At 35.6% G+C, this 21,391-nt stretch carries 16 protein-coding genes and 2 tRNA genes; all 18 read right to left on the bottom strand.

The window, feature by feature from the left end; genetic code table 11:
• Positions 1 to 5: 5 nt before the first annotated feature.
• Positions 6 to 719 carry an ABC transporter ATP-binding protein gene (locus tag HMPREF9333_RS02955; protein ID WP_005539699.1) on the bottom strand — a complete coding sequence of 238 codons (714 nt, stop codon included), beginning with the start codon at positions 717 to 719 and terminating at the stop codon, positions 6 to 8.
• A 347-nt stretch (positions 720 to 1,066) separates the two neighbouring features.
• Positions 1,067 to 2,983 (bottom strand): selenocysteine-specific translation elongation factor, encoded by a 1,917-nt coding sequence (gene selB, locus HMPREF9333_RS02950; protein ID WP_005539698.1) that lies wholly within the window; start codon positions 2,981 to 2,983, stop codon positions 1,067 to 1,069.
• On the bottom strand, positions 2,976 to 4,382 hold the full coding sequence (gene selA / locus HMPREF9333_RS02945) for an L-seryl-tRNA(Sec) selenium transferase (protein ID WP_005539697.1): 1,407 nt from the start codon (positions 4,380 to 4,382) through the stop codon (positions 2,976 to 2,978). The genes selB and selA overlap by 8 nt, the downstream gene beginning before the upstream one ends.
• Before the next feature lie 32 nt (positions 4,383 to 4,414).
• A tRNA-Sec gene (locus HMPREF9333_RS12845) sits at positions 4,415 to 4,507 on the bottom strand.
• 102 nt (positions 4,508 to 4,609) lie between these two features.
• A tRNA-Sec gene (locus tag HMPREF9333_RS02940) sits at positions 4,610 to 4,693 on the bottom strand.
• 369 nt (positions 4,694 to 5,062) lie between these two features.
• Positions 5,063 to 7,627, bottom strand: coding sequence for a glycine/sarcosine/betaine reductase complex component C subunit beta (gene grdC / locus HMPREF9333_RS02935; protein ID WP_005539696.1), 2,565 nt, complete (start codon positions 7,625 to 7,627; stop codon positions 5,063 to 5,065).
• Positions 7,628 to 7,819: 192 nt separating this feature from the next.
• Positions 7,820 to 8,296 (bottom strand): glycine/sarcosine/betaine reductase complex selenoprotein A, encoded by a 477-nt coding sequence (grdA, locus tag HMPREF9333_RS02930; RefSeq protein ID WP_083816565.1) that lies wholly within the window; start codon positions 8,294 to 8,296, stop codon positions 7,820 to 7,822.
• A 166-nt stretch (positions 8,297 to 8,462) separates the two neighbouring features.
• The gene (gene trxA / locus HMPREF9333_RS02925) at positions 8,463 to 8,780 is read right to left on the bottom strand and encodes a thioredoxin TrxA (protein ID WP_005539695.1); all 318 of its coding nucleotides are present in this window, start codon (positions 8,778 to 8,780) and stop codon (positions 8,463 to 8,465) included.
• Positions 8,781 to 9,020: 240 nt separating this feature from the next.
• Positions 9,021 to 9,971, bottom strand: coding sequence for a thioredoxin-disulfide reductase (gene trxB / locus HMPREF9333_RS02920; RefSeq protein ID WP_005539694.1), 951 nt, complete (start codon positions 9,969 to 9,971; stop codon positions 9,021 to 9,023).
• Between the two features lie 196 nt (positions 9,972 to 10,167).
• Complete coding sequence (locus HMPREF9333_RS02915; RefSeq protein WP_005539693.1) at positions 10,168 to 11,847, bottom strand: RsiV family protein; 1,680 nt, start codon at positions 11,845 to 11,847, stop codon at positions 10,168 to 10,170.
• 281 nt (positions 11,848 to 12,128) lie between these two features.
• Positions 12,129 to 12,875 carry a C40 family peptidase gene (locus HMPREF9333_RS02910; RefSeq protein ID WP_050798093.1) on the bottom strand — a complete coding sequence of 249 codons (747 nt, stop codon included), beginning with the start codon at positions 12,873 to 12,875 and terminating at the stop codon, positions 12,129 to 12,131.
• A gap of 247 nt (positions 12,876 to 13,122) precedes the next feature.
• A complete protein-coding gene (locus HMPREF9333_RS12135) occupies positions 13,123 to 13,761 on the bottom strand; it encodes a DUF1700 domain-containing protein (RefSeq protein WP_005539691.1) in 639 nt (212 codons plus the stop codon).
• 43 nt (positions 13,762 to 13,804) lie between these two features.
• Positions 13,805 to 14,182, bottom strand: a complete 378-nt coding sequence (locus HMPREF9333_RS02900; RefSeq protein ID WP_005539690.1) for a M48 metallopeptidase family protein — start codon at positions 14,180 to 14,182, stop codon at positions 13,805 to 13,807.
• Between the two features lie 215 nt (positions 14,183 to 14,397).
• On the bottom strand, positions 14,398 to 15,369 hold the full coding sequence (locus HMPREF9333_RS02895) for a hypothetical protein (RefSeq protein WP_005539689.1): 972 nt from the start codon (positions 15,367 to 15,369) through the stop codon (positions 14,398 to 14,400).
• 350 nt (positions 15,370 to 15,719) lie between these two features.
• The gene (rny, locus tag HMPREF9333_RS02890) at positions 15,720 to 17,267 is read right to left on the bottom strand and encodes a ribonuclease Y (protein WP_005539688.1); all 1,548 of its coding nucleotides are present in this window, start codon (positions 17,265 to 17,267) and stop codon (positions 15,720 to 15,722) included.
• Between the two features lie 169 nt (positions 17,268 to 17,436).
• Positions 17,437 to 18,693 (bottom strand): hypothetical protein, encoded by a 1,257-nt coding sequence (locus HMPREF9333_RS02885; RefSeq protein WP_005539687.1) that lies wholly within the window; start codon positions 18,691 to 18,693, stop codon positions 17,437 to 17,439.
• A gap of 80 nt (positions 18,694 to 18,773) precedes the next feature.
• Positions 18,774 to 20,930 carry a zinc ribbon domain-containing protein gene (locus tag HMPREF9333_RS02880; protein WP_005539686.1) on the bottom strand — a complete coding sequence of 719 codons (2,157 nt, stop codon included), beginning with the start codon at positions 20,928 to 20,930 and terminating at the stop codon, positions 18,774 to 18,776.
• A 12-nt stretch (positions 20,931 to 20,942) separates the two neighbouring features.
• A complete protein-coding gene (locus tag HMPREF9333_RS02875; RefSeq protein WP_005539685.1) occupies positions 20,943 to 21,359 on the bottom strand; it encodes a hypothetical protein in 417 nt (138 codons plus the stop codon).
• Positions 21,360 to 21,391 lie beyond the last annotated feature (32 nt).

The raw sequence follows: 21,391 nt of genomic DNA, 5'->3' as shown, positions 1-21,391 counted from the left end.
AAAACTTAATCACTGATTTTTCCGTCAACTATCCTTATCCTTCGGTCTGCAAAATCAGCTATATGATTATCATGTGTTACCATAATAAGTGTTTTTCCTGCCTTGCTTACTACATCTTTCATGAGCTCAAGCACTTCCCCGGTAGTTTTTGTATCAAGGTTTCCGGTAGGTTCATCAGCAAATATTATTTTAGGATTCATAGCAAGTGCTCTTGCTATACCTACCCTCTGCTGCTGGCCTCCACTCATTGCATTGCCTTTTTGATTAGCCTGTTTTTTTAATCCTACAAGCTCAAGATATTTATTTGCGACAGCCAGTCTTTTTTTAACCGGTACTCCTCTGAACATAAGCGGCATAGCCACATTTTCAACCGCACTCATGGTCTGTAGCAGGTTGTATGACTGAAATATAAATCCCACATTTTCACGCCTAAATGCTACAAGCTGGTTCTCATTAAGCTTTTCTATATGTTTGCCTGCTATTACTATCTCACCCTTTGAGGGCTTTTCAAGACCTGCAAGCATATTTAAAAGTGTTGATTTACCTGAACCTGACGGACCTACTATAGCACAGAATTCTCCTTTTTTTATATCAAAATCAAGTCCGTCAAGTGCATGAACGTACTGTGTACCGACCTTATAGTATTTATAAAGACCGCTGACTTTTATAACTATATTTTTTTTATAAACTGTATCTTCAGCATTATCCTGTTTTCCCATCAGCCTTCCTTTAGTTATACATTATTTAAATATATGAGCTGTAAATACTATATCTTAAAAATATTAAATACAGCTGATATGAGAGCTATTATAGCATATAGAAAGCTATGAATACCATTAATATATTATTTCTTTTTTATTAACGCAAATGTTTATTAATGCACATATTAACATGTATACATTTAAAAATAGTGCTATCACCTTGATAAAAGAGTTATACTTTGCTTTAAAGTAATTAAACACTGATTGACTCAGTGTTTAATTTAAGTAGCTTGCATATATAATAAAATCACATAGGCAGCAAAATATATGTAATTTTCACATAGGAAATGTTTAATCATTTTTTCCTAAATATTCTTTAAAAGCACCCTTTTATCACCATTAAGTTTTGTAATTCTTTTCTTATCAGTATACTCAAGAAATTGAAGTGCAAATTTTCTTGAAGTAGAAAAAAGATCCCTAAATTCCGCAAGTGTAAATTCCTTTCTGTCTTTCATAAAATCTACCAGGGTATTTAATGCATCATTATATGCCTGTGCATTTATATAAACTGCCGGATTTAATTTAATAAGTTCATTATTTTTAAGCAGATCCGCAATTACTTCTTTTGCCGCATTTTTATCTTTAAACTCATCAATTACACTTACAGTTAACGGAGCTTCAATCCCTGCCTTTATATATATGTCCTTTATTTCACCAAGCATTACATTCATCTCAGCAGAATATTCTGCAAGAAAATCCCTGTCGGCGACAAATGAAGCATTTATTTTTACAACCATACGCTTTACAAGTTCTTCAAGCAGCACTAAAGATTTTCTGCTGTCTTTAAGTCTAAACTGTTCGCTGAGTTTTGATTTAAACTCTTCCTTTCCCATACCCTCTTTTATAGGATTTTCTTTATGGAAATTTTTAAGAAGTTCCTGCGAAAAATCCGTGATTGTTTTCCAATAAGCAAGATGTATAAATGTATCATCTGAAAGAACTATAATTTTCTTTTTAGTTTTAAGAGTGTCAATTATATTTAAAATTTCAGCTGATGTCATTCCCATCAGTCCTGCCAATCTATGTCTGTCAGGAAATCTATGACTTTCTTCAGCTATCTTAAGTTCACATGTATCAAAATCACTTCCTAGCTCTTTTATCTTCATATTTTCAAGGACCGCTTCATCCTTTTTTTTATGCTTTAAAGGTGCTATGTCAAGTACAACTCCACCTCCAAAGGTCTCTACAGGTGAAAGGAATCTTATTATAAAGCGATCATTTCTCTTAAGCACTACATCATCATCAAACCTAAGCTGAGCATAATCGCCTTCTCCGGGTCTTAAAAAATCTTTTGACAAAAGAATCACTTTTGCCATAACTTGTGCCGAGCCATAATTTAAATGTATTCTGTCTCCGCTCCTAAGTTCTCTTGTACTTGTTTTAAATGTATTAACCTTTACATCAATTAATTTTGTTTTAATTATTGAACCTGGATAAGCAAGTATATCTCCCCTGCTTAATTCCTCTTTTTTAACATTTAATAAATTAAGTGCTGTACGCTGTCCTGCAAATGCCTGTTCTTCCTTTTGTCCATGAGACTGTATACCTCTTATCTTAATCTCCCTGCCGGCAGGATACAAAACTACATCATCACCTGTTTTAACACTTCCTTCCTGAAGTGTTCCTGTAACCACAGTCCCGAAGCCTTCCATAGTAAATACTCTGTCAACATATAATCTGAAAAGTTCCGCTTCTTCTCTACGCCCTGCCAAATCCGCAACCATGCTTATAATCATATCCTTTAATTTTGATATGTTTTTGCCTGTATATGATGATACTCTTATCATAGGTGCATTTTCTAAAAAACTGTCCTTTACAAGTCCGATTACATCTTCTTCTACTGCATCAGCCCAATCAGTATCTACCGCATCTTCCTTTGTAAGTACGACTATTCCCTGTTTTATATGAAGCATTTTAAGTATCTCGAAATGTTCCACAGTCTGAGGCATAACACCTTCCTCAAGTGAAATTACAAGCAGTACTAAATCTATACCGCCTATACCTGCCAACATATTTTTAACAAATTTTTCATGCCCCGGAACATCAATTATCCCTATATGAAGCCCTGCATCATTTGGAAGGTTTGCAAAACCGAGATCAATTGTGATTCCTCTCTTTTTTTCTTCCTTAAGTCTATCGGTATCAAAGCCTGACAATGCTTTTATAAGGCAGGTTTTGCCATGATCGACATGCCCGGCGGTTCCTATTATAATATTATGCATTTTCTTCTCCTTCTTGGGCAGATTTAACTGCCTGTGCCGCAAGCAGGAATTCATCATCACTTAATGTTCTTACATTAACAAGCACCCTGTCATGATTGATTCTGACTATAAGTGGTGTTTCCGCCTTTCTAAGCCTTCTTTCAAGCTTTTGGGCAGACAATCCTCCTCCTGTTATGCTGACACCATAACCCTTAAGGTCATCTGTAGGAGCACTTCCGCCCCCGACCTGATCTATACATTCCTCTATCTCATAATTAAAACCGGGGCAATACTCTTCAAATATTTCTTTAAGCTTCCCGGCTCTTAATTTAAGACTCTGTACGCTTTCACATATCATTCTAAGTGTAGGTATATCTTTTATAGCATTATTGCCGTCAATATATGAGCCAAATGTAGCTTCAAGTGCTGCAAGTGTTAATTTATCAACTCTAAACGCCCTTGCAAGAGGATGTTTTTTAATTATGTCAATATATTTCTTCTTACCTATTATAACTCCTGCCTGAGGACCTCCAAGCAGTTTATCTCCTGAAAATAAAACTATATCAGCCCCCGCCTTCAATGCTTCCGATACCGTAGGTTCATGAAGCCCATATCGGCTTAAATCACTTATAAGCCCATTACCCATATCGTATACCACAGGTACTGAATATTTTTTACCAAGCTCTACCATCTCATTAAGGCTTACATCTTCAGTAAAACCTACTATTCTATAATTTGATGTATGAACTTTTAAAAATATAGCCGTTTTTTCAGGATCATAAGCGGCTATATAATCGCTTGTCCTCGTCTTGTTTGTAGCACCAACCTCTTTTAATATCGCACCTGACTCACTCATGACGTCAGGGATTCTAAAAGCTCCTCCTACTTCTACAAGTTCTCCTCTTGATATAACAACTTCTTTTCCCCTTGCAAGTGCCGCAAGAACTATCATGGTCGCTGCTGCATTATTATTTACGGCAATAGCCGCCTGTGCACCTGTAACTTTCTTTATAATACCTGAAATTATATCATGCCTGCTGCCTCTTTCTCCAAGTTTTAAATCATACTCAAGCGTGCTATATGAATCGGCTATCTCACATATAGCATTATATGCCTGTCTGCTGAGCCTTGATCTTCCAAGATTCGTATGAAGTACTACTCCCGTAGCATTAAGTACACGCCTTAAATTCATCCTCGCTCTTTCTTTAAGAATTTTTGACAGCTTATCAAAAACCTCCTCATTATTCACCTGACAGGTTCTTTCACCCGAAAGTATTTCCTGCCTGAAGGTATCTATAACTTCTCTTACACTTTCTACAATAATATCCCTTGGTGTAGATGCAAATAAAAAAAGGCGCTCATCAAGCAGCACCTCATCTACTTTGGGAAGTCCACGCAATAACTCATGTCTTTCTTCCATATTTTCTCCTTTAGCTGCTGAATTTTGTTAAACGGAGGTGGTAGGAATCGAACCCACCCGTGAGGCTCCTAACCCCACACAACAGTTTTGAAGACTGCGGGGCACACCAGCACCCATCACCCTCCATATCATAGGCTATTTGTGTATAAGCGGCATCCTATAAGTAAAGATAAAATTCTTAAAGCTAAGCCGCCTGCTTACACTGTCATTATTTTATTTTTAAACGATGGTGGTGGGAATCGAACCCACCCGTGAGGCTCCTAACCCCACACAACAGTTTTGAAGACTGCGGGGCGCACCAGCTACCCAACTCCCACCAAAACTTTATGCCCTGTTAAAGGACATTAAAAAAGTCCGACATGTATACATGTTCAAACCGCTACTATATATTAATATTAAATGGTGTTTTTTTCAAGTATTATTTATATTTTATTAAGCTAAGAAATATGTTTTACTTGTTATTTATTTTTGTTTAAAGTAAATATACACTACAAAAAGCTAAGGTAAATATTTAAAATATATAACATATAAAACTTGTATATATTTTAATTATTCACTTTATAAAATATAACAGGACGAAGCTAAGTCGCAAAACTTGCTTAATATTCTTTCCAAACTTAACTCCGCCCTGATTACATACCTATTATTTTATACTTAATATTTTTTAATCAAATCCTATTCTACTCAATATATCCGGCTTTTCTGAGTATATCCATAGACTGTTCAAGTCTTGCCGGTGCAATCTGAATGATAGGACCTGTACATCCCATACCGCTTTCAGCATACACACCTGCTTTCCAAAGTGTCTTTACAGCATCTTCAAGATCCATAACTTCAATGCCTGCTATAGCTTCAGTACATACCTCTTTTGGTGGTGCTACAACCTCAGCTTCTTCCTCGACATCAGCCTTTTTAGCCGAAGAAATCTCAGAAAGAAGTGCATCAAGCCCTGCCTTATGTGCTGCAGCATATTCTGCCTTTGCAATCGCTTTCCAGTCATTTGCAATAAGATTTGCCGCATATTCAACCGCACCTGCTACAACGGGTGCACCTGAAGCCCTTGAAACTATCATTATAAGCTTATCATACCCTTCACCTATACCGGGACCATAGCCATATCCAACTGACTCATACTGTCCGCCTGTTGTGTAGGATGAGAAAAGTTTCATCATAAGATTTCCGGTAAGAGCATCCATAACCATTACATCACAGCTACCCATAAGAAGATCGTTTCCTCTCATCTCAACACCGCCGTCAGCTCTTGCAGAATCAGCAAATTCTATATCATAACCGTTGTCCTTAAGTGTCCTTAGAATCTTAGCACATGCCCTTGCTCCGTCAATATTTGCAATGCCTACAGTGGGTCTTTCAACACCATCAGCTTTTGCAGCTATAATTCCTGCAATAGCATTTTTTACAAGTGCGGCTACCCTATCAGTATCTGATGTTCCGGTAGTGTTTGCTATATACATAGGTTTTCCCTTTGCCGGAGTTATAACCTTTCCAACTGTAGAAACACCTATCGGGAAAGGATAATGCATAGTAACTGCCGCCTGTGCTTCTCCGCTTCCAAGGAGTTTTTCCATCTGTGAATGCGCATCTGCACCATCACAAAGAACAGTATCTATACCCTTTGAAGCTGCAATCTTAAGCGCAAGCCTTGCCTCTTGACTTCCATGCTCACTTCCCTCAAGTGCATAAGCTACATTTATGCCTTTAGTTGAAGTACCTTTTGCTTTAAATACAGTTTCATTACTTGATTCAATATCATGCTCAACACTGCCTGAACCTTCATTTGCCTCAACTATAAATGAAACTCCGTCAAAGAGGTTAGTAAGTCTCCCAAGAAAGAGTGAACCTTTTCCTACAATCATTGCCCTCTTTGTCTTTTTATCAAGACATTCTTTAATGAGATGTCCAAGATACGGCACTCCGGAAGGTATATGCCCCTGTGTAGGCGCCCAGCCTGTCATACCATGTTTTTTTACAAAATCGGCAATCTGGCTGCGCTCAATTTCCTTTTTCATAACTGCAAGTGCGGCAATCATCTTATAGTTTGCCTCAGGAACATCTCCGGCACCTGCCGGCTTTGTAATATCCGGATTCTGAAGCTCAGGTGCATATTTATCAATATCAGTAAATTTAAGCCCAGCTCTTGTAAGGGGTTCACCTACAAGTGCAGTAATAACCATCTGAGGTGCAGAACCTGTTCCTATCTTATGTGAACCAACTATGTCAGTACGTATAACCGGATGTATGCCGTCATTTTCAGATACAAGTATCGCAAATGAAGCAACACAATCCTCAAGTACAGGCAGACCTTTTTTAACATGATCTTTTCCGTTCATTCCAAGCTTTGCAGTACATCCTCCGCCTGAAACAACAACATTTTTAAATGTGCCTGAATGTACAAGCGAAGCGGCATGTATCATGGCATGTGCCGGACCTGCACAAAATCCCCTTATATCAGAACCGGTTGCATTTGTATATCCTGCGGTTTCTGCAGATGCCTTTGCAAAATTGCCGCCTCCTCTCTGGTTCATATCACCGCATGCTTCCTCACAGCAGTCAATAACATAATCTATGTCCTCAGGCTTTATATTATTCTTTTTTACCAATTCAATAAGTGCTATAACATTTGAAGCTTTAGCAACCAGGTTTTCAAGCATAACATGTGCAGAAAGGTTTACATCAACATCATGTGCTCTTTTTATAACACCCACAAGTTCTGTAAGATTAATATACAGTCCTTCCGCATGCTCTTCATTTACAAGCCTTTCAAGTTCTTCTCTGGATGCCGTACTTTTATCCGCTATAAGTTTTTCAAGCTGTGCTTCTGTAAAAAACTTACGTTTTTCAAGCTTTTCCTTCACTCTTTTTGCAAATTCAGGTTCAAAAAGTACAAGTTCAAATACATCACTTATATGCATTGTACCGTAAAATTCTTCTTCATCTACTATACTTCCAAATGCGCCATCAGATTTAGCATTTTCCCATTTCTTATCATAAAATGGAAAAGGCGTATTCCCAAGGTCATCATATGTAGCATTACCTATATAGACCTGATTAGGTATATATGAAACCACCTCTTCATATGTTCTGTAATGTTTAGGCAGTTCACGCAAATATTCCGAATCCGGATTTACAACCTTTTCAGTTGTCTGTGTAGTTCCGCTGTGCATTATCATATCGGGAGTAAAAGCAAGTACATAGCTGCTTCCCTTTATAACAGGAAAGTTGTTCATAAATAATTACCTCCAGTAATTTATATATTTAATAAAGCCATAATTAAAACATTTAAAAATACGGCATTTTATAAAAGGCTGACGACAATACAATCGTCCGCTGTTTTTATACAGAAGTGATTTTAAAACAAAAAGGCTGCCACGACAGAAAACTATCGAAACAGCCTTTTTGAATATTTTCGAGGGAAAGGCTTATCCGAGATATTTACAATACTCTTTGCGGATATTTTCCATCTCTTCATGGATAGAATCAACATCCATAACCATCTCCATCATACCAACCTGTTCCTCATAAACAGATGGGTCTACCTCAGATTTTACTTCGTCCTCACAAATATGATAAACCGTCAGTCCCAACTGGACTCCTGTTAACGGACCTGCAAAAGTGGGATCACCTGCGGTAACTGTTTCTGCCGCAAGACCTGAAGCCTCTGCTTCAGCAGCACCGAGAAGTATCACTACATTCTCAGCACCATGTTCCTCACTAATATTCAAAACTCTCTTTTGATTTTCCAGATCCATAGCACCAGCGGACGTTCAGACAAAGCACTCTGTTGAGGAGTAAGCTATATTAGCCCCGGCTGTCTTGGCACACTCTTCTATGGCTGGACCAGGTACGCCGTCTCTGTCTCCTATAACAACGACATACTTATCTTTTAAAATAGCCATTGAGATTTCCTCCTGTAAAAAATTATTATTTATACTCAAACTGCTTATGCAGTATGGTAACAAAGTTAATTACCGGTATTACCGGTTTAAGCATATATATTATTAAATCCTGTGCAAATAAAACACCTGTATACTCTTCAAATTTAAAACCAAAGCCCACCAAAATCTAGGCGTACTTCTTAATCATTTCTTCACATGCCTCAGGAGTCGCATCATCCTTAACCTTTGAATCAACCATTACACCATCTTTATAGATTGCTATCACAGGAAGTCCAAGCACTTTCTGTGCAATTGCAAGCCTCCTTGCCTTTGTTGTATTAAGTGATGTGAATTTGATGTTCTTTCCATATTTATCTTCAAAACCATGTATATGCGGCATAAGTGCCTGACAAGGAACACAACCGTCTCCAAAAAAATCTACCAGAACATATCCTTCCGCTTTAAGTACTTCTGCTTCAAAGTTTTCTTTTGTTACTTCTAACACTTTTAATTCCTCCTTTTAAAATTGAATATACAAAATTGACTGTTTACTATCGAATATTTTTATAATGTAATTGTTCGTTAATTTTGTAACTAGGCATGGGCGTGCATAAACTTCCGCTTATACCCCAAGTATATTATATAACGTAATTAAAATTAAATCAACAGTATTTAGAATTATATTATCTTATATATTTAAATTTCTTGCCTCTTATGTTTGTTTTTAAAAATAAATATTATATATTTATGAATTATTCGCTATGAAATGTTCTACCTGTGAAGCAGCTATAGCACCGTCTGCCGCCGCAGTTACAACCTGTCGCAGTGATTTAACTCTCACATCACCAGCTGCAAACACTCCCTTAAACTTTGTCTTCATATCAGGGTCGGTTACAAGATAGCCTCCCTCCATCTCAAGCCCCGACTCGGCAAATAGTTCGGTATTCGGAAGAAGCCCTATAAATCCGAAAAGTCCAAACATGCCGTCATCAGGATCGGCTTTTACTTCAGTAAGCTCACCTGTTTTTACATTTTTAACTATCATACTTTCAAGTATATCATCACCCTTAACTTCTTCAACTACAGAATCCCACATAAAAGCAATTTTATCATTTTTAAATGCCTTTTCCTGAATTGACTTTGCAGCCCTAAGTTCATTTCTTCTATGTATGATAGTAACCTTTCTGGCAAATTTTGTAAGGTAAATCGCTTCTTCAACAGCGGAATCACCGCCTCCTACCACATATACCTCAAATCCTTCGTAAAAATTTGCATCGCAGGTGGCACAGAATGAAATCCCCTTTCCTACAAATTCTTTTTCATTTTTACAGCCTATAGGTCTTGGATGTGCACCGGTAGCTATAATAGCCGCCCTTGATTCATATACATTGCCTTTTGTATCTGTAAATCTTTTTATATCACCTTCAAGCTCCGCTTTTTCAATGTTTGCAGATACTCTCTCACATCCGAATCTTTTTGCCTGTTCAGTCATCCTTGCTATAAGGCTAGGACCTGATTCTTCTTCACCTACTATCTGTCCGGGATAATTTTCAATTTCATCGGTTATAGCTATCTGTCCTCCGTCAATACCTTTTTCTATTATAAGAGTATCAAGCTTATACCTGCCTCCATACAGTCCTGCCGCAAGTCCGGCGGGTCCTGCACCAAGTATAATTAAATCGTAAACCTTGCTCATTAAAACAACTTCCTCCTTGCTGACCCCGTAATTTCTACGGTTTTATTATATTTAGCCGATTAACTCATGACTAAAGGCATAAGCTTTTTTCGACTATATGTCAATATTATTATAACACTTACCGACTGTATCATCAACAGTACTAAAGAAAATAAACACTAAGGTTTATATTCTAAAAGATGGCATTATATGTTTTCTATAATCCTCCTTTAATCGGATCGTAATTATCACTATCAGCATTCTGCTGCAGCATTAATTTTTCCTGCAAAATATCATTTGCCTTTATATTATTGCCTTTAACGGTTATATTTACCCTATAAAACTTCCCGTCATTGGTTTTTATATCACAGTAACTTTCCAAATCGGTCTTTACACATGAAAAGACCGTTCCCTTCTCAAGCATAACTTCTAAACCGACAGTATCATCAAGTTCATTAAGCTCAAAAGCCTTCATAGAAGATCTGAGCATCATATTGTCAAGTCCCTCATAATAAGCATAGGTATAAGCTTTATCCTCAGTCTCAGGCAAACCTTTATCATTAATAAAATAGTGTCTATATACAATATGATTACCAAAAATATTCTCAGTATTATATATTATAAAATTATCCGGGGATGACAGATAATCCCAAATTGCACCATCATATGAACCTACAAATTCAGAGTCCTTGGGTGTAAGTTTAAAAATATCCACCTTAAGCTTTGAACCCTCTGCTTCAGAATTTACATAAAGCCATGAGCCCCCTTCTTCAGTATGAAGAACTGCTGATGAATCTTTTTCAAAATTATAAAACCCGCTCAAATCATAGGTTTTTGGCTCTAAATCCCCATCGCCTATATCTATAGTTATCTTATCATAATTTTTATTGCTGCCATCAGTGTTTTCATTTGTTTCTATATCATAGCCCACTGAAACAGCCTCATTTTCTGATGAAAGTCTTAATGTTTCTTTATATCCGGGTTTTAGGTATTTTGTATATGATTTTTTATCTGTAAAAAACCCTTTTTTAAAAAGCTCCGGATTTTCATTGGCATCTATATCAATATCAATCTGTCCTACTGCATAAGAGGCAACTTCATAAGGGTCAAGTATTACCTGTATCCCTCTGTCAAGAAGTACCCATGTAAGACTGTCTTTTTCAATTTCATCTTTTATAATTTTTTTATAGTCATCAAAAAAATCAGCAGACCTTTCATCATCTTCAATCAGCCTTATTAATGTCTCATAAAATTTTGTTCTGTCTGTTATTACATCGTCCGTTTTTATCTCATCACCTGTTTTTGAATTGAAATTGCGGCTTTTATTTGCGTTTAACGGGTGTGCGCCTCCAAAATCCTCATAGGTTTCTTCAAGAAAACTTACAGCGATATCATCAGCACGTTTTATTTTAATACTTAAATTAATTTCACCTTCATAATCAAATAATTCAGCACCTTGCTCATTGTCTTTATCAACTGCATACTTATCCCTGTTATGTTCAATATACTTATAAAGCTCATTTTTATTTTCCGCTTCAAGTTTGGCAAATATTTTATTCAGCTCATCATAACCTTTATCTTCTACTTTCAGACCGCAATAATACGAAAGTCTTAATGATTTCGACTCGGGGCTTTGCTCAGTTTTTTTACTATGTATTACAGTAATAGGCGTAAGTTTTTGCACATATATATCCGCTTTATCATTTTCAGTTCCCGAAAGTTTTTTACCGTCAGTAGCATCACTTTTAGTTTGAACGCTTTCAGAACGCAGATCCTGCTTTTCAACACTTTCCTGTGAACTTAAATTATCTGCAGCACCGTTTTTAGAGCATGCGGCAACCGCAAGTGAAATTGCAAAAATTCCTGATATCTGCAAAATCTTTTTAAATTTAATCATAAAAACCTCCTGTTAAAAACCGGTATTTCAATTTTAAGAAGCTGTATATATTTATAGAAACGCTGATTAAATGTTTCCGGTACAAAAACCTCAGACAATTTATTTCATTCCTATTCAATTTTTATGCGATTTTTGGCATATTCATACACAGCTGTCTTAAAACGCCAGTTCATTATTTCTTAAAATTATATACACAAAAAAACGCTGCCGGATCTCGGAATAAATCAAAATATATTCCCCGTACAACGTCTTTCGCTGTATACATAATACAGTATATCATTTTATTCTTTTGTCTGCAAGTCATCAAGCACTGAAACAAACCTTACAGGAGTACGTCCATTTTCCATGTCCGAAAGTATTATACCTGTTGTAGATGAAGATGCATGTACAATCTTATCATGCCCTGCATATATTGCAACATGGTTTATACCATTTTCTCCGCTGTAAAACACCAGATCACCGGGCTGAAGCTCATCTCTCCCTATTACTTTGCCTTCAGATGCCTGTGCTCCTGAGTAATGTGTAAGGTTTACGCCTGCTGTATCCTCCATAATATAAGCGGTAAATCCTGAGCAGTCAACTCCTGAAAAAGGATCCTCACCACCCCATACATAATCTCCGCCTACAAATGAAAGAGCATTTTCAACCACATTTTTTCTAAGTTCAGACTCTTCATCTGTATCTCTTTGAATGTTCTCGTAAACTACCGCATCTTCCTCGATATTGACATAACCTTCCTGCCCGTCAACCACAATCTTTGCCCATGTATCATCAATATTTTCCAGTAATTCATAAACGGAATCCTTTTGAATCTTAGCAATCTCCGAAGAAAAACTGTCCGGTTCCTGTCTTACTGCCGTGTCATCATTTAATGTTTTTACCATATAACTGGTCCTTGTAACCATATTTACAGGCTCAAGCTCAAATGTATTTATATCGGTTTTATCATTATCCGCATTAACCCGTACTGATGTAACGGCTGCCATAAAACATAAAGTTGACGTAAGTAAAAGAAATCTTTTAAACATAAAACTCCTAAACCTTAATTATAATTTATTATGTTTTTTTACATCTGAAATATAATAATATAATCTGCCGCACTGCAAACATATACTTCAGTATTATATTAAAATTATTGCTTAAATATTAAGCAAGTATTACAAGTCGGAGTATAAATGTTTTTAACACATATGTCAAGCATAATATTGTGAATAATTCTTAAAATTCTATAAAAATTTATTTATCAAAACAATATGCCCACAAAACATTATTTTATTACTTTGATAAATGCTTAATTGCATTATATACAGTAAATATAATAAGCAGCGGCAGCCATATAGGCAAAAGGAGTATAACCAGCTTGGTAAAAAGTACTATAACCGCTATAACTATTGCCAGTACTACAAATGCAATTACTCCAAGTATAATATAGGTTTTTTCAACCATGGCTTCAGCCTCCAGTTTAATATCATTATTTTGGTACCTTGTATGATTAATGTCAGGCTCCGGCTCTGAAAAAAAAGTTTCTTCATAAACCTCCTGAGCATCTGTACCAGTCCTATCTATATGAAAATCAGTCCACCCGCCTCTTGGTTTTTCTTTTTCCTTACTATACCAAGTCTTCTTTTGTTTTTCACCATCTTCGCCTGCATATTCATATTCATAATTTTCACCTGTATAAAATGTACTTGCTTCATAGGCAAAATCTTCATCAAGCCCCTGTGCTTCCTTGATGGAATTTGCTATCAGCCTCGGATCCCCAAGTTCTTCAAGTACCTCATCTTCACTCCTTCCTTTTGCAGTCTCACCATCAATATATGAACGATAAAAATCCATATTTTTTACAACTAAATTCTGGTCTCCGGCAGTTGAAAGCGCTCTTGACAGACTGCTTAAAAATTCATCCTTAGTCATATACTATCTCCTGGTCAATATAAAATAAATCAGCTAAAGCACACTATATATATTTTTTCAGCTCATTTCGCCTTTGCTTATAATCCGGAATATATGTACTTACCATATCCCAGAATTTCTGCGAGTGATTTAAATACCTAAGATGAGCAAGCTCATGTACCATTATATAATCAGCAAGGCTTTCAGGCAACAAAAATATTTTACAGCAAAAATTCAGGTTTTTATTTGAAGAACAGCTTCCCCACCTGCTGCTTAAATCCTTTACACATGCCCTGTTAAAATGCACTCCCATTATATTAGCCCATCTGCTTAGTTTCTGCCTGAAAAGTACTCCGCCTGTACCATGTATCCAGCCATATATAATATCTTTGGTGTAAAAACTGTCAAGCTTTATAAACTCTGTTTCATTGTATTTTGACATATAATTTAAACCCTCTTTTTTTTACTGCAGTCCGATAATATCATAGATCGCTATTTACTCCGTATTGATATGTCTGAAATTTTATAGAGCAGGGAACAAATAATTAGATTATTTGTTCCCTGCTCTCTTGTTTCTTTACAAAACCTGGTATTAAATGTATAAATTTAAAACATATTAACCAGAATTAACTCCTGAATTTATACCGGCATTATATTTTATGGAATCCATTCACCTGTAAGCCCTACAAAATATCCGTCAGGAGTTGTTGAATTTGCAAGCATCGCTCCGGTTGCCGGATCAAGGTAATACCAATTATTATTTATATGTTGCCATCCTGCTGCCATATATGTATCCGGAAGGAAGTAATACCATTTTTTATTTATTCTTCTCCATTCGTTGTTAGCATAAACTCCGTCAGCTGTCTTAAATTTCCATTTACCTCCGTCAAGCTGTTCCCAATTTCCTGCACTGTCTCTGGCAACATTTTCCGCATCAATTGCCTCAGCTTCACTCCTTGAGATATAAACCCTGTTTGAGTCTACCCATTCTCCTGCAAAATCCGGATTTACTTTACTTATAGGACGTACCTTAAACCAATATGAGCCTTCTTTTGTCATAAGCTTTCTATAGTTTATAGTATTTAAAACGGTATTTTGAAGTCCTCCTACGGCAGTTTCATTTCTCATAAACTTAACTTCATAGTTTCCGGCACCTTCCACGGAATTCCATACAGCATTTCCATCTTCACTGAAAGTTGCCTTTTGAATAACATCCATCTGAGTTGCGGGTGTTGGAAGAAGTACAGTAACATACAACGAAGTCGCACCATCCTGCCTGTCAGCTTTTTTAAATGTCCCTCCATTAATTTTTATCTGGCTGCCCTGATAAACCTCAAAGTAGTGATCTTCATCAGATACAAGATGAATTTTAAGCTCAGGTACATCATCTGCAGACCATGCAAATGTAGTATTTTCAAATGAAAAATCTTCAACTGAATAAGTCTCTCCGGTAGTAGTAACTTCAATATTTTCATTTCCGGGTTTTGTGTCAGCTTCAACTTTACCTGAAATTTTAATATTTACAGACTTTATCTTTTTCTTTTTTGCCGCCCATACATTTGTACTTAAAAGTGTAACTGAAGCACATAACGCAATTAAGCCGAGTATAATTTTATATCCCTTTCTCATTTTATAAACACCTCTCTATTTTATATATATTATTATTTATACCTACACAGTATACTTTAGCTTAATAATTATATTAAGTCAAGGTTATAAAAAATGCCAAAATTATTTCAATACCGCTAAAAATCCCTGAAACAAAGGCTTTGCAAGCTTTTGTTGTAATATATACTTAAGTAATGTTATAAAATCTTAAATATTTAAAGTTATATTATTATTTTACACTCAAAAAAGCTTTGCAATTTCTGCAAAGCTTTTTTACTGTGCTTTCCTTACTGTTTAAAACAACAGAAAAACATCATCTTTTTTCAATTTTAATTTTCAAATTTATTTTAATAAATACCCAAAATCTTATATTACCTAGCTAAATCTGAAACTCGTGATTCCCTTATTACATTAACCTTAATCTGTCCGGGGTACTGCATCTCTTCTTCAATGCGTTTGGCAATCTCATGTGCCAGTATCACCATATCATCATCATTTATTCTTTCAGGTACAACCATTATTCTTACTTCCCTGCCTGCCTGTATGGCAAATGACTTTTCAACACCTTCAAACGATGTAGTTATATCTTCAAGCTGTTTCAATCTGTTTACATAAGTCTCAAGAGTCTCCCTCCTTGCACCGGGTCTTGCCGCAGATATAGTGTCTGCCGCCTGGACAAGACAGGATATTGCATTATCAGCCTCAACATCACCATGATGTGATTCAACAGCATTTATAACTATGGCTGATTCTTTATATTTCCTACATAACTCTGCTCCAATCTGCACATGTGAACCTTCAACTTCATGATCAATAGCCTTTCCTATGTCATGTAAAAGTCCTGCTCTTTTTGCCATGCGTATATCAACACCGACCTCAGAAGCTAAAATCCCACATATAGCAGAAACCTCTATAGAATGTCTTAAGGCGTTCTGACCGTAACTTGTCCTATATTTCATCCTTCCAAGCATCTTGACAAGCTCAGGATGCAGTCCATGTACGCCTGATTCAAGCACAGCAGCCTCACCTGCTTCCCTCATAATCAAATCAACTTCTCTCTGGGCTTTTTCAACCATCTCTTCAATCCTTGCAGGATGAATACGCCCGTCAATTATAAGTTTCTCAAGTGCAATTCTTGCAACCTCCCGCCTTACCGGATCAAAGCTTGAAAGAACAACAGCTTCAGGAGTATCATCAATAATAAGTTCAACACCGGTCATTTGCTCAAGGGTTCTTATATTCCTTCCTTCACGCCCGATTATACGTCCTTTCATCTCATCATTCGGAAGCTGTACCACGGAAACGGTAGCTTCTGCCACCTGATCTGCCGCACACCTTTGAATAGCCGTGATGATATAATCTCTTGCTTTTTTTTCTGAATCTTCCTTTATAAGCTTATCATATTCCTTAATAAGTCTGGCAGTATCATGTTTTATATCATCTTCAACAGATTCAAGCAAAAGCTGCCTTGCCTGATCGCTTGTAAGCCCGGATATATTCTCAAGCTCGCTCATACCCTGCTCATAAAGCGATTCAACCTCCTTTGCCCTTTCAGAAAGCTTTTCTTCCTTAGTTAAAAGGGAAATTTCTTTTTTTTCTAATGTTTCCTGTTTTTTGTCAATGTTTTCTTCTTTAACTAATACGCGTTTTTCATAGCGCTGTAACTCAGCTCTTCTTTCTTTAACTTCTTTGTCAAGCTCATTTTTAGTCTTTAACGACTCCTCTTTTGCTTCAAGGAGAGCTTCGCGCTTCTTTGTCTCTGCGGTTTTTAAGGCTTCTTCAATGATTTCTCTTGATTTAACTTCAGCCGAACCAATCTTATCTTCATATGTTTTTTTTCTATAAGCAGTAGCCGATATCCAAGAAAGAAACCCTGCGACCACCGCAGTAATTAACACTGCAATTATTATATGTGACACAGGAGCACCTCCTTATTTAATTTTCATTGTACAACACAACAGGGCAATTTTAACAGAAAAGTAAGGAAATTGCAAGTAATATAAAAAATCATAATTATATAAAAAATAAAAAATAAAGGCTGTAAAACTTTTTACAAGTAATACAACCTTTATAAAGATAAATTAAATACTAAAAGAAATTTATAAGTGAATTTACTTTTTTTACATAATCAAAATATGTATCAAATGATATTCTCATAACAAGACTAAATATAATAATAAACGCTAAAGTTCCGATAAGCACTGCCACAAATCTTTTATTTTCTTCAACAGTATATTCATAAATGGCATATCCTCCAAGAATTGTAACTGAAGCAAATATGCTGCATACTATAAGAAATACTGCCAGATAAATATTAAGCAGTGAAACAATAAGTGAAATAAGAAGCAGCGGTATTATATATATTGACCTTACAACCGCCATAGCAACTGCCTCTGCTAAATTGATTTTTTTATTTATGTATATTTGTATAGCTTCAACAGATATTATATATCCTCCGCTTAATATAAGTGATATAAAAAATGTAAGCAAAAAGGCAATAGGCGGTTTTGCAAAAAATCCATCTAATTTTGCTGAAAAAACCAATGCTACAAGTGATGATATAAATGCCTGTACGCAAAATATCACGGCAATAAATATATAATCTATACTTTTTGCAAACTTTTTTCCTTCAGTTACAGGCTTTTTAAAAATATCAAAAGCCTTTTTTATATAATTTGCACTGCTCTGTTTAAACTGTTCAAACTGATCGGAGTTTGAATTCATACCGCTTTGTGGCGGTATATTATTAAACTGTGTCTGATAGCCTGTATTATTTTGCTGCTGAGTTCCTCCCTGAGTATAACTTGTCGGTACTACCTGCCCCGACATAGATTGACCGCCTTGCAGCGGTGCTGTCTGTCCCGGTATATTTTGTGCATTTTGCTCAGGTGCCGCCTGCCCCGGCACATACTGACCGCCTTGCAGCGGCACTGTCTGTCCGGGTATGTTTTGTGCACTTTGCTCAGGTGCCGCCTGCACCGACGCATACTGACCGCCTTGCAGCGGCACTGTCTGTCCGGGTATGTTTTGTACGTTTTGTTCAGATGCCGCCTGTCCGGGTATACTCTGTTTTCCAGCCTCTTCCTGTACATTTTCTTTTTGAAGCGACACAGATTGATTTAAAGTATTACTCTGTGAAACAGCACTATCTGTTTTATCCGCCTCCACCAAGCCGGGTGAGAGAGCAGGATTTATAACAGTATCCGTAGCACCTGACGACACTGTCTGAGCTGCACCCTGTACTTCATTTGTATTTGTATCTCCCTTCATCTGTGCAACTGAATCAGCACAACCGCACAATTCACCATCTTCTAATTTTTTTCCACAAAATCTGCAAAAAGCCATTTTTTTTCCTCCTTTATATTCTTAATTTAAATATTACTTTTTCTATATCACATAAATATCTTTTACAGGAATTATAATTCCTAGTTTATTTTATTTCCACATTTTTCACAAAATCTTGAATCTTTAGGTATACGGTTTGCACATTTGCTGCATATAATATAATCCGCTTTTGTGTCATCATCAATTTCGGCACTGTCAGGTGTTATTACCTTTCCGGTCTTATCTTCAAGCACTTCTATTTTATTTATATTTACAGCCTCTAACTCCTTTCCGGCACCTGTATTACAAGCTAGTTTATCGTAAGAAGTTATATCATCCATAACATCGTTTTTTATAACCTCAATTTTAGGAGTTCTCCTAAAAACAGCCCCAAATATAAGGACTATAAACGATATTAAAAATACTGTCGTAAAAAAATAAAATAATAATGACATGAAATCAATATACGTCCCAACATAAGTAAAATTAAACTCAGGTGCATGGTATACCGTTTCAATTTTATTAAATGTATTTTTAAAATTATTATCCGGCTCGCTGCAATATCTTATTTTTGAAAAAATACCTTTGCCAAAAGAATAATTTATTTTAAAATCATCAGATATCTTTTCATCTCCAAGCATTTGTCTAAAACTAAGGCTGTCAACTACAGCAGTATATTTTCTGACTTTAAAAAATCCTCTGCTGTTTACATAAGAAAACTTCCCGGAATCTCCAAATACTTTATAAGCTATCTCGCCAATCTCATCTAAAGTTCCTTCAACATGTACATTTAAAGCTGTTTTTTTATCCTTCATTTTATGAGTGCTTACATTAAAAATAGCCCCGGTATTTTTATTTTCTTTATTATCATCAGTTTCCGCAGTTTTGTTTTTAGATTCAAACGCAGCTATCAAAGCTTTGATTGTTTCATCGTCTATATCTTCCTTCTCAAGTATAAATTCAACATCTCTGATATAAGTATCTTTAAATATTTTTTTAGTTGTATTTATATTTATATATGAAACCGTATAATACTTTGATATATCTGCCCCAAGCCTTACAGGCGACGAACCGGAGACGGTTTGTGAGGTTATCTTTACATATCCCTCATACTTTTTATCCTTACCATCTTCATTCATGTCTTCAAAATTGTAATATATCATACTATCCGGTGTCTTATACCTGTAATCCATATCTGCCATAACATAATAATCTACATTTGTAGTTCTTAAACCCGGCAGATATGAAGAGAAGTTTATATTTTCCATAAGCTCACTTGTGGATATAAATGGAGATATATACTTTTCATTTCTTTCTTTTTGAAGTTCAGAATCCGCATCAACATTATCAAGTTCCGGGAAATAATATGATGATAATGACGGATCATTTGATGAAGATTCAGAACTATAAAAGCCTACATTATCACTGCCAAATACCGCCTTGTCAAATTTTAAAAGTTCATCCTTATCTACATTACTTACACTTATTTTATAGCTTATATAATTATCATTTTCTTTTACTTCAAGACCGGCATTCTCAGTTTTATGTTCTTCAAAGTATTCCTTTATCTCGGATTTTTTCCTGGCAGCAGCTTCAACAGGCAGTGTAAATACAATATCTCTATCATAATTATTTAATGCATTTACCTTTAAAAGCATGTCAATATTTGAAATTTCAAGAGTTTCAGATTTATCTACATAAATATTGGCATTGGTTGTATATTTTTCGCCTCCATATTCCACATAAGTATCACCGGCTGTGGTTATGTACTGCTCATACTCACTTTGTACAGCACCTTTGCTTACCATGGCACTGCTAAACCATTTCAAAAGATCCGAAGATGAAAAATTTTCACTTATATAAATACCGTTTGACCATACACTTTCCGGTAAAGTTATTTTAATCTCTTTTTCTTCACCGGTTATTTTTTTTATCTTTTCTTTATAATCTTCAAGTGAAGTAAATTCAATCTTAAGATGAAATCCTGCATCATCATATGTATAACTTAAATCTTCAGGAATATTTTCATCAACTATCTTTTTTATATCATCAATTGTTCCTGTATAATTATTTGCAACAACTTCATTATTTATACTTATATCCATGATCCTTTCCCCTGAAAGATCATTATTTATCTTTAACAGCGTATTTACTTTTGAGGCGGAATCGCATCCGCCTAAAAGTATCATCATTGCCATACAAAGAAATATAAGTATTTTCGGCAGCATAATATCTTTAATTTTGATTTTAAATTTCATATTTATCATATCCTAAAATTTTGAAATATATTTTTTTTTGCCATCTTTTTTGACTGATATCTGCTGTTCATAGACCCTTTCTACTTTGTTGTCAAGTGTTATAAGACATATACAGTCATAATTCTCATCATCTGACAAACTCTGTGATTCTTTGTAAAGTATACTGATTTTATGTTTTTTTGTAGCTAAGGAAAAAATATCTTCTATATGTTTTACTTCAAATTCTTTTTTAAGCTCCTTTCTTATATCAGGTTCAAATGTCGAAAGGATCTTTTTTTCATTTCTTGTATTAACAGCATCCTCAAACCTGCTTATAACACCTACTGAAGTATCAGATTTTATACCATATACAGCTGAGGCTATAGCACCTGCCAGTGATAATAATGCAATATAGAATGTTTTTTTCTTAAGCAATACAGGAATTTTCATATATGTCCACCTATTATATTTAAAATTTCAAA

The sequence above is a fragment of the Johnsonella ignava ATCC 51276 genome, assembly GCF_000235445.1.
Lineage (GTDB): Bacteria > Bacillota > Clostridia > Lachnospirales > Lachnospiraceae > Johnsonella > Johnsonella ignava.
This window is presented reverse-complemented; position numbering and strand designations above follow the sequence as displayed.